Here is a 15,705-nt window from a genome sequence, read left to right as displayed (position 1 = left end):
GGTCGCTTCTGCGGTTTATCCCCGCTGGCGCGGGGAACACATTGAGCGCGCCGCGAAGGAGTCCGAGCTATTCGGTTTATCCCCGCTGGCGCGGGGAACACTGCGAAAAGAGCCAGCTCATTCACTCAACCGCCGGTTTATCCCCGCTGGCGCGGGGAACACATCGTCGAGTTATCGATGCCGAGGATTTTCGACGGTTTATCCCCGCTGGCGCGGGGAACACTTCATGATCTGCACGCCGATATTGCTGAACTTCGGTTTATCCCCGCTGGCGCGGGGAACACACGGCACCAGGTCGTAATGCTCCCCGTTTATCCGGTTTATCCCCGCTGGCGCGGGGAACACACGGTCCGCGTCAACCCTCAGGAAAAACTACACGGTTTATCCCCGCTGGCGCGGGGAACACTCTTTACCCAGCGGCTCGTTAATGATCGCCAGCGGTTTATCCCCGCTGGCGCGGGGAACACGTGGAGCAGCTCTCCGGCGTGGCGGCAAATATCGGTTTATCCCCGCTGGCGCGGGGAACACTTTATTCCAATACCTAATAGCCTCTAAGATTTCGGTTTATCCCCGCTGGCGCGGGGAACACTACTGGAGCCAGGTTTATTGTCAGGGCCACCTCGGTTTATCCCCGCTGGCGCGGGGAACACGACGCCAGCAGACCGCAACTATAAAACGCGCACGGTTTATCCCCGCTGGCGCGGGGAACACCGGATGGGGAGTTAGGCACCGAGTTTGAATCGCGGTTTATCCCCGCTGGCGCGGGGAACACCCCGACCCACTACTGCAGAGCGAATACGACGCCGGTTTATCCCCGCTGGCGCGGGGAACACCTGCGCTTTGATATGCAACCGCGGCTCCCCGTCGGTTTATCCCCGCTGGCGCGGGGAACACCCTACGTGCTGGCCGCCGGCAGTGATAGTCGGCGGTTTATCCCCGCTGGCGCGGGGAACACGCCAGAGAGCAGCCTGAACACCTGCGGGACTACGGTTTATCCCCGCTGGCGCGGGGAACACAATTTCCTGGTTCGATTTACTCCACCACCACCCGGTTTATCCCCGCTGGCGCGGGGAACACGCCTGGTGATAGGACGCAATCAATACAGGCTCCGGTTTATCCCCGCTGGCGCGGGGAACACGGATTACCGCAATTCGCTCCTGCACGGCATAACGGTTTATCCCCGCTGGCGCGGGGAACACTAGCTGTCAAGATTGAATATTTCGCACACATCCGGTTTATCCCCGCTGGCGCGGGGAACACACTAAAGATATGTTACTGTTTTATAATAGCTTTTTAAGCACACAACAATTCACCAACTTTATCCCAACAATTTCACATTATTAAAGAACATCCAACTCATTGATTTTCAACGGGAAGGAATGAAACCAGTCGTAGGCCATCTAAATCTACCGGTATACGACGGTTTTCACCCCAGGTTTGAAACTCAAAACCTGATTCGCTGTTCGTCGCCCAGGCCATCACGACATTTCCACCGCCACTTAGCTGTATCACCTGCTGCCAGATCATTTCCCGGATCCGTTTTGAGGTATCACCAACATATACCCCAGCGCGGATCTCAAGCAGCCAGATTGCGAGCCGTCCTCGCAGGCGAGGTGGAACATTTTCCGTCACCACCATAAGCATACTCATCAGCCATGCCCTCGATGCCCTTTATCTCCCATCGACTCGGGCTCGGGTATCGCCGGCGGCAGCATATCCGGCGGTGGTTGAGGCGGTTCAATTTCGCCAGCAGACAGCACCTCTTCAATCAACGGAATCAATTTGCCCGTCAGCTTTGTGCTGCGGAAAATATCCCGGCAGGCCAGCCTGACTTCTTTATCCGGCTCCGCAGGATGGCTGGCGGCGATCTCAAATGCTTTTGGCACGACGGAATCAAATTTAATAATGTCGGCAATATCATAAACAAACGAAAGCGGCTTACCGCTGTGAATAAAACCGATGGCAGGCGCATAGCCTGCCGCCAGAATCGCTGCTTCAGATATACCGTATAAACACGACGTCGCTGCACTAATACACTGGTTTACAACATCCCCCCTGGCCCAGTCTTTTGGATCATAATTGCGCCCGTGCCATTTCACGCCGTAGCGTTTCGCCAACAGAGCGTAGGTTTGCCGAACGCGAGATCCTTCAATACCGCGTAGCTGCTCCACAGAACGGCGCGCGGGTGGCACTTCACGAAAACGCAGTTCATACATTTTGCGCACCACCTTCAAGCGCAAATCGTCATTCAGCGCCAGCTTAGCCTGGTACAAGAGTTTGTCGGCCCGCGCGCCGCCGGGCTGGCCGGAAGAGTAAACCCGCACGCCCGCCTCCCCCACCCACACCAGCAGCGTCCCTACGGTCGAGGCCAAACGCACCGCCGCATGAGAAACCCGCGTTCCCGGCTCCAGCATAATGCAGGCTACCGACCCTACCGGGATATGCGTGCGGATCCCGGTCTTATCGATTAATACAAATGCGCCATCAAGTACATCGATCTGCCCGTACTGGAGAAAGATCATCGACGTCCGATCTTTCAGTGGGATGGGGTTTAGCGGCACAAAGGTCACTCGCCGTCTCCGGGTTTGATCATCATCATTCCGCAGCCAAAAGCCCGGCTTTTACCGTATCCCGACGCCAGACGCTGCAAAAATAACGCTGGATCGTTCACCACCAACATACCGGTGTAATCCACACTGCTGAACTGAATGGTCTGGCGCGATTTTTCGCGCCGTATCTGCTGCTGACGATAAGCATTCACCACGGTCTCCGCTAAAGAAAACCCGCTTTGTTCACCTTGCCGCGTTAACCAGGCCAGCGCCGCCTGCTGCTGATGCGCCCAGATATCCCGAGGTTCAACCTGCTCTTTAACCTGGCACTTAGCGTCCATCAGCAGATCGTGGCGCTTGCCGGCTTTACAAATCGTTGGGTTTGCCCGCAAGCTAAAACACAATCTCTGGCCAGCCCGCAGTTCGGGATTAAACGAACGGCTTTGGATCTCAAAAATCTCGCTCTCAGCAGGCAGCTGTGGTGACAAAACGAAAAAGCGAAATGCGCCCTGCAGCGCTTCGCGCCGATAGAGAAACTGCCGCTGTTGCCCGCCTGGAAAAAGCTGCCACAACCACTGATGCATGACATATTCACCGCGGTCCACCAGGTGCAAGAGCCGCAATGGCGAAAGCTGCGCGGTATGCAACGTTATTCTTGAGAGGTACACGTTTCCTCCTTACTGAGCCAGGCTCCCTGATGTACGCTACGCTCGCCAAACAGCCACTGCTGGCGGTTCAACGGGCAATCGCGGCGCCGCAGTATTTTGTTCGCAACTAAACCGGCGTGCTCACCCTCCCACCAGCATTGATCCTGCAGCTGTCGCAGAGAAAGCCTCAGCAGGCTAAATTTATCCTGATACTGGCGATAAGCCTGGCGAAGTACCTCTGCGGCGTGGCCTTCAAGCAGCAGCGGCATTAACGGCAGCGCCAGCGGATGACTTTTGCGTCCCAGATACAGCGGAAATACCGGGTAACGTAGCGCCTCGTGCAACTGCTCCAGCGAGTAAGGCGCATCAGGCGTGACCGCCACCGCAACCATCCACCAGGCATCGGTATAATAATCGCGCCGGGAGATCAGCGCGCTGAGTAGCTCAGGATCCTGTAACTCTTCGCGGCGGCTGAAATAGCGCGCCTTACGCACTTCTTTCGGCATCTGTACAGTGTGATAATCCCTCGCCCAGCGCGGTTCGCTGCTGGCGCAGAGCAAAAAGGAGTAATGCTGGTTGAAGGCGTTTAACCGCTGTTCTTCTTCGCGGCGGATCCCTAATGCCGCCGCCAGCAGCCCCAGCAATGCTGAACGGGAGGGTAGCTCATGGCTATGGCGCACTTCGCCGGGGGCGTCCACACCCCACGACGCCATCGGCCCATGAAGCTGAAAAACCAGATATTGGCTCATAAGCCGCCCCTTACGCGCAGATGAAATCAAGCACGTCATTCATGCTTCCCTGCTTATTCATCACGTCAAAGTGCTGAAATGCCGTCTGCTGCCCGTAGACAGTGTTCATATTTTCCCGCAGCGCTGTAATCCGCTGCACCGCGACATCCAGCTGATCGCCGCCATTAATGGGCTGATAAAATGCCGCCGCCAGTGAGCGCGGTTGATCGGTACCTTTTTCCGCCAGCGCCCAGGACGCATAGGCGCGGCTGGCGAAGCTGTTCTGTTTGCCGGTTGGCGAGACTTTTAGCGCCGCTTCGGTGAAGGCGCGCAGCGTTTTGTTCGCCAGTTCTTCATTACCGTTGAGGTTGTTCACCAGCAGATCTTTATCAATGCAGATATAGGTATAAAACAGCGCCGAGCCAAAACCTGTCTCCCCTAAGTGGCCCGCGCCGGCGTCTTCAGAGGCCGCGCGTAAGTCATCCACCGCCGTAAAGAAATCGTCCTCAACAATGGTTTCACTGACGCCGAAGGCATGCGCCACCTGGCAGGCAGCTTCAACGTTATAGGTCGGTTGGTCCGCCAGCATGCGGCCAAACATTGCGATATCTACCGCCATGCGGTCGTGGCGCAGCAGCGCTGCTTCTTCTTTTGTTGCCGCACGTTTTTCTTCCGCCAGGCGGTGCGCCAGCGCTTTCACGGCGTCAAACTCTGCGGGGCTAATGTGCGCCAGCTGTTCCGTTTCCGAGCACTTCAGCGGATCGTTTTGATCCGCTTTAGTTTTAACTTTGCCAAAGCATTCGCCAATAGCTTTGACGTAATCCACCGCTTTCCTGGGTTCAATCCCGCTCTTCACCAGGATTTCCGCGGCTTCGCGGGCGATGCGGCCGCTGCGAATGCCAATATGGCCGGCCAGTGCTTGCTCAAAAAGGTCGGAGGTACGCCATGCGCGTTTCAGGCTCTGCGAAGAGATGCGCAAACGGGTCGCCCCACCAAGCATCACCGTTTTCGGCGCGCCGGTATCGTCGCGGTTGAGGTTAGCGGCAGGATAAGCAGTCAGTAAGTGAAGCTGAATAAAAGTCGTCATTTGAAATTCCTTTTAACATCATTCGGCATCGCCGGCCTGGTAATAGTCCAGCGCCCAGCGGATACGGATAAATTCGATTGGCCGCTGCTGACGGCGGCGGTGATTCAGTAAATCGTCTTGCTCACGACACCAGCGAAAGATATCTTCCGCCAGCGACAAGAGATTCACTGAACCGTGGAGCAGGCTTATCGCGCGACGCAGCTGGCGCAGCAGCTCATCGGGGGTTTTGACCGCCGAAAGCCGGGCAAACCTCAGTCTCGACATCACCGGGGTATCGCCCGTTTTCTGCCCCAGCTGAGCGGCGAACGTCTGGCGGTCATCAATCGTTTTTACCTGCGCCGCCAGCGCCGCCACCAGCGCCAGCGCGGTAAAACGCCACGCCTTCCCCTGGGTGTTCCACAGAGAATGTGTTTGCACCATCAGGGAGTGAAAGCCTTCCGACAGGCAGACATCGTTCAGCGTCGCGCTACGCCGGAGACTGGCCCGCAGACCGCGCTTCTCCTGCAGTTCTTCATGCCATTGGCGCAGCGTGGCCTTATGTTCATCACTTACAACATTCATTGCGCAGCCTCCTGCTTTTTAGCCCTGGCGGCTTTTGCACTCTGCTTTTCCGCCGACGTGGCGAAATATTTTTTACGCGCGGCCATGCAGCGCGCCAGGTCGTTTTTTTCATAGGGATTGGTAAAGACACGATCGTCAAAGCAGCGACGAACGAATAACCACAACTCGCTTTGCCATTTGTCCAGCCGATCCTGCGCGGGTTGGCCATTCTCCAGTTCGTGGATGAGGTTCAAAAAACGCGGCTGGGTCTGGTTCCAGAAATCGATATCAATAAAGCTAAAGTCGCCGCGCGCGCCTTTGGGATCCTCAAACCATGCTTCTTTTAGCGCGCTGCGCAGCAGGCTAAGCAGGCGTGCGGCGGTTTGTGCTGCTTTGCGTAAATCCGGGATCGTGCTTTCATCCGTCAACAGCGGGAAATGATGTTCGTACCAGCAGCGAATCTTCATGTTGTCGAAGTCGGCGCCAAATCCCCATAGCCCGGCTTTGATATTCCTGAGACCGCGTGCGTTGAACACCTTCACGACCTGGGCCGGGTATTCGCTATTGCTTTCCGTCTGATTGTCCTGACTTAACCCCAGCCAGTCGCGCCAGATAAGGCCGCCGGGTTGGGGTTTGACGGAAAAGAAGCCGCCATCACCTTTCAGCGCCAGACGATACGGCGTGAGCGGGTGGCGCCAGCCGTCGTAGTTTATGCCGTAGTTTTTGACCACCATCTGGCTGAGTAGCCCATCGCTTTCGCTGGCGCAGATGTCGCAGGTCCCTGGCTGAGTGGCAGCAAAATCCAGGCGGATACGGCGGGGCATTCCCCAGTACGCCTGCAGCTTATCCACCTGCTCCGGGGTAGTAATGGCGCTGGCTTGCTCGCTGGTGCGCGTCGGAGCAAGCCACGGGAAAACGGACTCGTCGTAAGCGGCAGGTAACGGCATATCCGCGGCATCCTGCGGCAGCACGTTGAGCCACAGCTTGCGCCATAGCGGCGTGAGGCGATCCCCCTCATACTCCTGCAGTTCAATCAGCGTGGTCAGTGGCCCACCGCCGCGCAGTCCGGTGCGATAGCCTTTACCGCCCGCTGGCGCATTCAGCTGTAAAGAAAACAACGCCAGCGCAGCGCAGTGCGGGCAAAAAGAGTTGGTCACGCCACGTTTGATAAAATGGTCTTTATTGAATTTAGTGGTCTGCGCGCCGGGGACTTCCGGTAACAGGGAGGCAATCGACACCTTATCGCCCGCTAACGAATCGAAATCCTGCATAAACGAAGGTGTATCCGGGCCAAACTGAAAGGCAGCCTCCAGCGGCGCTAATCCCGCAACGAGCGTCTCTGCGCTTAACCCCTCTTCCCAGGTATCTTCCCAGCCATTGCGGTTTTTGGGAGCAACAGCGCACTGCAACAGTCCAATCAGAAATTGCCAGGCGGCACCCTGTAAATCCGCCCGCGTGGCGGCAATATCCACCACGTCCTCATCCGTCAGCCTGACCGGCGCCAGCTTACCCGTTGTACCATCGCGGTAACGGACCGGAAGCCAGGCAGTAGTTAAAAGCGATAGCGTAGCCATACGATTCCTCTCGCAACTATGACCATCTATACCTATGGTCAGTCATCCCTTACGATACTTTCACATTTATTTGGATCAGGATTTTCATTTTATTCCCGACATAAAGATGACACTTCACAAAAAGATCTAAATTTTGAATATTTCCTGAGAAATTATTCATTATAATAATAAATTTTGCGAATTACATAAAAAATATAAATAACCACATATTTTAACTCCATTTCACATATATCCAATGAGAGAAATCATATACCTATTTATTCAAACCTCAATCTGTTTTAGCATGCCAATAACTCATACTACTGATGAGATCGTAATATTTCACGTTAAATATCCATCATGGTTATTCATAATACGCATCTCACAAGTCAAATTAATAAATATGCGAAACTAATACATCATTAAATTTATAAAGCACACGTAAATACAAAAACGCATACAAAAAGAAAATTTTTAACTCGATTAATTTATTTTGAATATGAAACCATTTGATAAACTAGTATCGTTCCTCTAAAGGGGATAAACCAAGTTATTGGCATGCTTGTGTTATAAAACGTTCCCCGTGTCAGCGGGGATAAGCTCGGAGTCCAGCAGGCTCCGGGCTTTTCATTCGACCACACCAATCAATCCCTCATGTCCCGAATAACCGCAGTCCGGCGAATCTGTAACAATAATCACCACGGCGAAATCCGGGTTTTGATGCTGTTGTTCACACCACTGCTGCAGCGGCTTTTCAGCCAGGAGCGTGAATTCAGCTTTGTGTTTACGCCACCAGCTTTCCCGTACCCGCAGCATGCTCATTTCCCACGGATGCGCACCGCTGGCGTAAGGCAGCAGCTGCCCATCGACGCTTTTCGCCAGCCACAGCGTGACCGACTCTTCTGCCAGGCGAGTAGAGAGCTTGTCAGCCAGGAAATCACTGCTATCGGGGCTATATCCCGGCTTGAAGTTCAGGAGCATTTGGTGAGCAAACGCGCGATCGCAGTAATATTTTGCCAACTGCACTTGCTCGGCTTTGGCTAAACCATCGGGAATAGCGATATCTTCCCCGTAGACGGATTCAATCAATAATCGGGCAGATTGCGGCATTCGAATGGCCCCCTGCTGTCGCAAAACGCGCTGCGTCAGCCACAAACGGCCGTGATCGGGATAGACATAAGCGCTGTTACGCAACGCGCTGGTCAGCCACTCTTCTTGCGGCGCTTCATCCCACTCCGGGGCGAGGATCAGCAACTGTGGCGCCGCACGTTCGTCCTCTCCGCCGATTTTCAGCCGACCGCGACGATCCCGGATATGGCGCTGAAGCCGACCCGCGCGCTGAATCAGCAAGTCGATCGGCGCTAAATCAGAGATCATGTCGTCCATATCGATATCCAGGCTCTGCTCTATGACCTGAGTGGCAATCAGCACCCTACCCGCCCGCTGCGTGCTGTAGTCCTTGCCGAAGTGCAACAAGGTTTCCGTCTCAATTCGCTGACGGTCATAAAAGGCGAAGCGGCTATGGAATAACGAGATTTTTTCGGCGGGGATCGCGCCTCGGGCCAGCAGTTGGCGATAGATACGCACGGCGTCGTCAATGGAATTGCGTATCCAGGCGATACAGCGGCCTTCGCTGGCGGATTGTTCGATACGGGCGAGGCAGGCTTCTTCGTTATCCAGCCAGCCGATGTTCACGCTGCGCTCGACCTCTTTGCGGGTGGCGACATAGCGGGAGATAACCTCTCGTCCCGCCACCTGCGTCAGCCAGGGGTAGTCGTCATTACCCAGAAGCGGCGCCGCAAGCGCGCAGCCGCTACCGCGACTAAAGGAAGCAACCAACTTATCGCGCTGCTGCTGCGAGAGCGTAGCGGAAAGCAAGATAACGCTGTTGCCGCTGCGCGCCTGTTGCTCAATCAGGCTTTCCAGAATCCGCGACATATAGGCATCGTAGGCGTGGATCTCATCGGCCAGCAGCACTTTATTGTCGAGTCCCAGCAACCGCAGGTTGTTATGTTTAAAGGGCATGACCGCCATCAGCGCCTGATCAAGCGTGCCCACCCCCACCTCGGCCAGCAGCGCTTTTTTATTGCTGTCGGCAAACCATGCCGCACAGCCCTGGCTGAATGGCTGTTCGTCATCGGGCTCTTCCGAACCGGAGACAGCGCCGGGCCAGATACGCTGATTAAAGCCCTCCATCAACCCGCGAGCGCTGTGCGCCAGCATCAGGCTGGGTCGCGCGTCAGCCTGGTATAAGGCAAGCCACGATTGCGCCAGCCGGTCAAACATCGCATTGGCCGTCGCCATCGTCGGCAGACCGAAAAACAGCCCCTGCGCCTTTCCGGCAGACATCAAACGGTGGGTCAGGATTAACGCCGCCTCCGTTTTGCCTGCTCCGGTAACATCTTCAAGGATAAACAGCTGCGGTCCAGGCTGGCTGATATCCAGCTCAAGCACCGTCTTCTGGAGCGGCGTTGGATGCTGGATAAAAGGAAACAATGCGTCTATTCCCGTAAATGGCGCAACAGCCGCAGCAGGAGGAAAAACATTCACTGCCTGCTCTGCCTGCGCGTTTGCCTGCCGCCAGTAGACATCAAGCGGCATTCGTTGGGAGACCCGGGGAAAAAAGCGGGTCGATGAGCCCGTCCAGTCGGCCAGTACCACCGCAGCCGAAATAAACCACGACAGGTGACTGAACAGCTCCACGCCTTCATCGTCATCCCAGAAAGCCGGGATTTCCATGTCAGGGAATAGCGATTTAATAGCTAACAGAAAGTCATGCGCTGCTTTAATATCGGATGGATGAAAATTATCCAGATCGCGCATCCCCACCGGCGGGCGCCCGTGATGGCCGGTAGTTAAGGGCATCCACAGAGTAATTACACGCTTAAGTTTACGAATGGAAAGTGACGAGTTCGGAAATAATTCTGGACAATCGCTGAAGTGGGAATTCCATAACCAATATCCCAGTGACGCATGGGATATTTTTTCATATGTATTTCGACTATCCTCCTGCACGCAGAGATTATCATGGGTATATAATTGCTGAAATGAACGGGAGAATTTCCCAATATCATGCCAGCATAATAGCCAGGCAAAGAGTTGCGCGGCGTTTTCAATATCATTAATCCCTAAACGCCTGAAATAACCTGCCAGACCATAGATATCTCGCTTGACCATCCAGTAGCCCATTGCGGCGACATCAAGGGAATGCCAGCACAGCAGATGGTAATCATCACCCCCGCCGGGTTCTCCCTGGCGAGTTTTACCCCAGTAGTTATAAATTGACACAGCATGTCCAGTGCAGAATCGGCAGTGAAATGATAATGTACGCTTTTAAGCCAATTTAAAAATGATATACCTCAAGATAATTGTTTATTATTAACGCATATAAAATAATGGGCTACATTCACTGAATTAATAAAATAAGGATATAGTTTTTAAATATAAAAAATCCCGGAATGACCGGGATTAAATAATAGAGGAGATAACCGCACTTAACCCTCGTGCAATCCGCACTCGCGTTTAAGCCCGAAGAACCGGGTCTCTTCTTCTGCCATGCCCGGCTCCCACTTGCGGGTGGTGTGGGTATCGCCTACCGACAGATAGCCCTGATCCCACAGCGGGTGGTACTTCAGCCCGTGCTTTTGCAGGTACTGATACACCGTGCGGTTATCCCAGTCGATAATCGGTAACACCTTAAACACCCCGCGCTGGACCGCCAGCACCGGAAGCGTAGCCCGGCTGCCCGACTGCTCGCGGCGCAGACCGGCAAACCACGTCTGGGCGTTCAGCTCTTTCAGCGCCCGGTTCATTGGTTCAACCTTGTTGATCTCATTGTATTTCTCAATGCCCTCAACGCCCTGCTCCCACAGCTTGCCGTAGCGCGCCTCCTGCCAGGCCGCGCTTTCAGCCGCGCGGTAGACCTTCAGGTTCAGTTTGAGCTTGTCCGTCAGCTCGTCAATAAACTGATAGGTTTCCGGGAACAGGTAGCCGGTATCGGTGAGGATCACCGGAATGTCCGGGCGGATCTGATTCACCAGGTGCAAACTGACCGCCGCCTGAATGCCAAAGCTCGACGACAGCACATAGTTTCCCGGCAGATTTTCCAGCGCCCACGCCACGCGCCCTTCGGCGTCAAGCTTTTCCAGCTGGGCGTTGGTTTCCGCGAGCGCCAGAATGCGTTCCACTTTCGGCAATGCATTAAGCGCGTTTAGATCGAGTACGGACATATGAACCTCGTTTGCCTGTTTTGCCGGACGACACTGCGTTCGTCCGGCCTACGGGTTTCGCTGGCCCGGATCGCTACGCGCCACCGGGCACCTGGATGTTATTCCCAGAAATCGCGGGCTGGGTCGAGCACCGGGCGAATGATGCCCGCACGCACCGTAAAATCGCCGAAGCCTTCACCCGCTTCGCGCTCTTTCGCCCAGCGCCCTACCAGTTCGTCTAGCGAGTCGAGAATTTCCGACTCGGTAATATTCTCACGGTACATCCGCGGGATGCGGGTGCCGTTGCGGTTACCGCCGATATGCAGGTTATAGCGGCCTGGCGCTTTACCCACCAGCCCTACTTCCGCCAGCATCGCACGGCCGCAGCCGTTCGGGCAACCGGTGACGCGGGTGACGATATGCTCATCGCTCACACCATGCTTGCTCATTACCCCTTCCACCTTGTCGATAAACGACGGCAGGAAACGCTCGGCTTCCGCCATCGCCAGCGGGCAGGTCGGGAAGGAGACGCAGGCCATCGAGTTTTCGCGCTGCGGGGTGACGGCATTCATCAGGCCATGATCCCGCGCCAGCCTCTCGATCCGCGCCTTCTGATCTTCCGGTACGCTGGCGACGATCAGATTCTGGTTAGCGGTGATGCGGAATTCGCCTTGATGGATCTTAGCAATCTCCAGCAGGCCAGTCTTCAGCGGACGACCCGGATAATCGAGAATGCGGCCGTTTTCAATAAACAGCGTCAGGTGCCATTTATCATCAATCCCCTTCACCCAGCCGATGCGATCGCCGCGGCCGGTAAATTCGTACGGGCGGATCGGCTCAAACTTAATCCCTGCCCGGCGCTCCACTTCCGCCTTAAAAGTTTCGACACCGACGCGCTCAAGGGTGTACTTGGTTTTCGCATTCTTACGGTCGGTACGGTTGCCCCAGTCACGCTGAGTGGTCACAACCGCTTCCGCCACCGCCAGCGTATGCTCCAGCGGCAGATAACCGAATTCGCTCGCCGTACGGGCGTAGGTTTTCTTGTTGCCGTGTTCGATAGAGAGCCCGCCGCCCACCAGCAGGTTAAAGCCCACCAGCTTGCCGTTTTCGGCGATTGCCACGAAGTTCATGTCGTTGGCGTGCAGATCGATATCGTTCTGCGGGGGGATCACCACCGTGGTTTTAAATTTACGCGGCAGATAGGTCTGGCCGAGGATCGGCTCTTCGTCGGTAGTGGCGACCTTTTTCTGATCCAGCCAGATCTCGGCATAAGCGCGGGTACGCGGCAGCAGATGCTCGGAGATCTTTTTCGCCCACTCGTAGGCCTCAGCGTGCAGCTGCGACTCGTAGGGGTTGGAGGTGCACAGCACGTTACGGTTCATATCGTTGGCGGTGGCCAGCGCGTCCAGTCCCACCGAGTGCAGCATCTGATGTACCGGCTTGACGTTCTTTTTCAGAATGCCGTGGAACTGAAAGGTCTGCCGGTTGGTCAGGCGAATACTGCCGTAAATGGTGTTCTCGGCGGCAAACTTATCGATCGCCTTCCACTGGGTGGTCGTGATCACTCCGCCCGGCAGACGGCAGCGCAGCAGCATCGCATGACGCGGCTCCAGCTTTTGGGCGGCGCGCTCCGCGCGGATATCACGATCGTCCTGCTGGTACATACCGTGGAAACGGATCAGCAGGAAGTTATCGCCTTTAAAACCGCCGGTCAGACCGTCGTTTAAATCTTCCGCAATGGTGCCGCGCAGGTAGTTGCTCTCGAGCTTCATGCGCTCGGCATCGGTCAGTTTACCTTCGACCACTAAAGGCCCCGGATGTTTTTCGCTCATTAGTAGACATCTCGCTGATAACGGCGCTCAACGCGCAGCTCACTTAAAAATTCGTCCGCCGCTTCGGCGTCCATCGCGCCGTATTCGGCAATCACTTCCAGTAACGTATGCTCCACGTCTTTCGCCATACGATTGGCATCGCCGCAGACATAAATGTGGGCGCCGTCATTGATCCAGCGCCACAGCTCGGCCCCCTGCTCGCGCAGTTTGTCCTGCACATAGATTTTTTGTTGTTGATCGCGGGACCAGGCCAGATCGATACGGGTCAGCAGACCTTCCTTCACATAACTCTGCCACTCCACCTGATAGAGGAAATCTTCGGTGAAGTGCGGGTTGCCGAAGAACAACCAGTTCTTGCCTTGCGCTCCGTCCGCAGCGCGCTGCTGCATAAAGGCGCGGAACGGCGCAATACCGGTGCCCGGGCCAATCATGATCACCGGGGTCTCCGGGTTAGCCGGCAGACGGAAGTTGTCGTTGTGTTCAATAAAGACGCGGACTTCGCCATCCTCTTCCACACGGTCGGCGAGGAAGCTGGAGGCGCCGCCAGCCCGGGCGCGGCCTTCAATTTCATAGCGCACCACGCCAACGGTGACATGCACTTCGCTCTCCACTTCCGCCTGCGAAGAGGCAATGGAATACAGGCGCGGCGTCAGCGGGCGCAGCAGACCGATTAACGCCTCGGCGTCCAGCTGTGCCGGCGAGAAACGGACCATATCGACGATCGGCGTCGCGGCGGCATACTGCTGCAGCTGAGCTTTATCGCCCACCAGCGGCAGCAGCGATTCGCTGCGCGTCAGGGTGGCGTAATTTTCAACGATAGTCGCGGTGTTAACCGTCAGCTCAAAATGCCACTCCAGCGCTTCCGCCAGCGGCAAGGTTTTGCCCTCAACGGTCACCGGCTCGTCGCCCTTCAGCCACAGCAGCTCCACCAGCTCTTTCACCAGCTGAGGATCGTTTTGATACCAGACGCCCAGCGCGTCGCCCGGCTGATAGCGCAGACCGGAATCACCGAGGTCAATTTCGATATGGCGCACATCTTTTTCTGAATCGCGGCCGGTAATTTTCTGGTTGACCGACAGGGTCGCCGTCAGGGGCGCTTCTTTGGTATATGGGCTGGTATGAATATCGTTCACCGCGCCGCTGGTGGTCAGCTGCGCAGGTGCAGCAACTGGCGCACGGGCCTTCAGCACCTCAACCACGCGCGCGCGCCATTCAGCGGCCGCGGCCTGATATTCAACGTCAGCGTCGACGCGATCGAGCAGACGTTCCGCGCCGAGCTCGGCCAGCTTGTTATCGAAATCTTTGCCGGACTGGCAGAAGAATTCATAAGAAGTATCGCCGAGGCCAAAGACGGCGAACGCGGTCCCGTCCAGCTTCGGCGCTTTTTTCGAGAACAGGAACTTATGCAATGCGACCGCTTCTTCCGGCGGCTCACCTTCTCCCTGGGTGGAGGTCACTACCACCAGCAGTTTTTCCGCAGCAATTTGTTTGAATTTATAATCGCCAGCATTCACCAGCTTCACGTTCAGCTTCGCTGCCAGCAGATCGTCGCGCAGCGCTTCGGCGACGCGGCGGGCGTTGCCGGTTTGCGAGGCGGAAATCAGCGTGATCGAGGGCGCCTCTGCGGCCTGGGCAGGAACGGCCACAGCCGCGCCGGACTGCTGATTCAGCACGCCCCAGAAATAGCCAGACACCCAGGCGAGCTGAGTGGGCGTGAAGTCAGTGGTGGCCGCCTGAAGGCGCGCCAGTTGCTCCGGGTTGAGCGGCAGCAAGTTGGAAGGTGAGGCCTGTGTCGTCATGCGTCGTTTGTTCCAGTAAGCAAAGCTGTTATTCGCACCCTGTCAGCGCGACAAAAACAGAAGAGAATAGAAGGTTAACGGCGGGCATAGTAACAATTAAAGAAGGGATGGAAATAATAAATAACCAAATGGACTAACCTGTTTTAGTTGTAGTTATTAACAACAAAATCGATTAAATAAACATATGAAATATAAGGAATTATTTATCATAACTCAGATAAATGTGTCCATTTTCTGTTCAGGGCCGTTTTAGTTAATGCGAAAAAATGTACTTTCCGGTACCCTACGGCGGTTTTTTTCGTCCTGTTGAGAGTCAATGATGTCCACCACGCTGTTTAAAGATTTCACCTTCGAAGCCGCCCACCACCTGCCGCACGTCCCGAAAGGACACAAATGCGGTCGCCTGCATGGCCACTCCTTTATGGTGCGTCTGGAGATCACCGGTGAAGTCGATCCCCATACCGGGTGGATCATGGATTTTGCCGAGCTGAAGGCTGCCTTCAAGCCGACCTACGATCGCCTGGACCACTATTATCTGAACGATATTCCCGGTCTGGAAAACCCCACCAGCGAAGTGCTGGCTAAATGGATCTGGGATGAGATGAAACCGCGGGTGCCGCTGCTGAGCGCCGTGATGGTTAAAGAGACTTGCACCGCCGGCTGCGTCTATCGCGGCGAGTGATTAAAGCGTTTGTGTTGGCGGTCAATATTCCTTAAATAACGATATGTTAGCTTATGCGTTCTGGATATCTGGGACGCAAA

The 15,705-nt window shown here is 55.5% G+C and carries 12 protein-coding genes and 1 CRISPR repeat array (1 of these 13 only partly in view); of the genes, 1 reads left to right on the top strand and 11 read right to left on the bottom strand.

Annotated elements, in window-relative coordinates; all coding sequences use genetic code 11:
- Positions 1-1,260: direct repeats of the CRISPR family, unit length 29 nt; unit sequence CGGTTTATCCCCGCTGGCGCGGGGAACAC (it extends 416 nt beyond the left edge of the window).
- A 96-nt stretch (positions 1,261-1,356) separates the two neighbouring features.
- The 11 genes from cas2e to cysJ form a co-directional block, all read right to left on the bottom strand.
- Positions 1,357-1,650 (bottom strand): type I-E CRISPR-associated endoribonuclease Cas2e, encoded by a 294-nt coding sequence (cas2e, locus tag LGL98_RS05080; RefSeq protein WP_136033015.1) that lies wholly within the window; start codon positions 1,648-1,650, stop codon positions 1,357-1,359.
- A complete protein-coding gene (cas1e, locus tag LGL98_RS05075; RefSeq protein WP_136033013.1) occupies positions 1,650-2,570 on the bottom strand; it encodes a type I-E CRISPR-associated endonuclease Cas1e in 921 nt (306 codons plus the stop codon). The genes cas2e and cas1e overlap by 1 nt, the downstream gene beginning before the upstream one ends.
- Positions 2,567-3,217, bottom strand: coding sequence for a type I-E CRISPR-associated protein Cas6/Cse3/CasE (gene cas6e / locus LGL98_RS05070; RefSeq protein WP_136033012.1), 651 nt, complete (start codon positions 3,215-3,217; stop codon positions 2,567-2,569). The genes cas1e and cas6e overlap by 4 nt, the downstream gene beginning before the upstream one ends.
- Positions 3,199-3,945 (bottom strand): type I-E CRISPR-associated protein Cas5/CasD, encoded by a 747-nt coding sequence (gene cas5e, locus LGL98_RS05065; protein ID WP_136033010.1) that lies wholly within the window; start codon positions 3,943-3,945, stop codon positions 3,199-3,201. Before cas5e ends, cas6e begins: the two co-directional genes overlap by 19 nt.
- 10 nt (positions 3,946-3,955) lie before the next feature.
- Positions 3,956-5,011, bottom strand: a complete 1,056-nt coding sequence (gene cas7e / locus LGL98_RS05060; protein ID WP_136033008.1) for a type I-E CRISPR-associated protein Cas7/Cse4/CasC — start codon at positions 5,009-5,011, stop codon at positions 3,956-3,958.
- Positions 5,012-5,029: 18 nt separating this feature from the next.
- Entirely contained in the window at positions 5,030-5,572 is a 543-nt protein-coding gene (casB, locus tag LGL98_RS05055) for a type I-E CRISPR-associated protein Cse2/CasB (protein WP_004142782.1), read from the bottom strand.
- Positions 5,569-7,125 (bottom strand): type I-E CRISPR-associated protein Cse1/CasA, encoded by a 1,557-nt coding sequence (gene casA / locus LGL98_RS05050; protein WP_136033006.1) that lies wholly within the window; start codon positions 7,123-7,125, stop codon positions 5,569-5,571. Before casA ends, casB begins: the two co-directional genes overlap by 4 nt.
- Before the next feature lie 606 nt (positions 7,126-7,731).
- Positions 7,732-10,392 carry a CRISPR-associated helicase Cas3' gene (gene cas3, locus LGL98_RS05045; protein WP_136029426.1) on the bottom strand — a complete coding sequence of 887 codons (2,661 nt, stop codon included), beginning with the start codon at positions 10,390-10,392 and terminating at the stop codon, positions 7,732-7,734.
- A 206-nt stretch (positions 10,393-10,598) separates the two neighbouring features.
- Positions 10,599-11,333 carry a phosphoadenosine phosphosulfate reductase gene (cysH, locus tag LGL98_RS05040; RefSeq protein ID WP_002915177.1) on the bottom strand — a complete coding sequence of 245 codons (735 nt, stop codon included), beginning with the start codon at positions 11,331-11,333 and terminating at the stop codon, positions 10,599-10,601.
- 98 nt (positions 11,334-11,431) lie between these two features.
- Positions 11,432-13,144 (bottom strand): assimilatory sulfite reductase (NADPH) hemoprotein subunit, encoded by a 1,713-nt coding sequence (gene cysI / locus LGL98_RS05035; RefSeq protein WP_136029424.1) that lies wholly within the window; start codon positions 13,142-13,144, stop codon positions 11,432-11,434.
- On the bottom strand, positions 13,144-14,943 hold the full coding sequence (cysJ, locus tag LGL98_RS05030; RefSeq protein ID WP_136029422.1) for an NADPH-dependent assimilatory sulfite reductase flavoprotein subunit: 1,800 nt from the start codon (positions 14,941-14,943) through the stop codon (positions 13,144-13,146). Before cysJ ends, cysI begins: the two co-directional genes overlap by 1 nt.
- 316 nt (positions 14,944-15,259) lie before the next feature.
- On the opposite strand from cysJ, the gene queD reads away from it, so the two are divergent.
- A complete protein-coding gene (gene queD / locus LGL98_RS05025) occupies positions 15,260-15,625 on the top strand; it encodes a 6-carboxytetrahydropterin synthase QueD (RefSeq protein ID WP_160585010.1) in 366 nt (121 codons plus the stop codon).
- Positions 15,626-15,705 lie beyond the last annotated feature (80 nt).

It is taken from the genome of Klebsiella africana, from assembly GCF_020526085.1.
Taxonomy (GTDB): Bacteria; Pseudomonadota; Gammaproteobacteria; order Enterobacterales; family Enterobacteriaceae; genus Klebsiella; species Klebsiella africana.
Note: the sequence above shows the minus strand (reverse complement) of the source record. Positions and strands in the feature narration are given on the sequence as shown.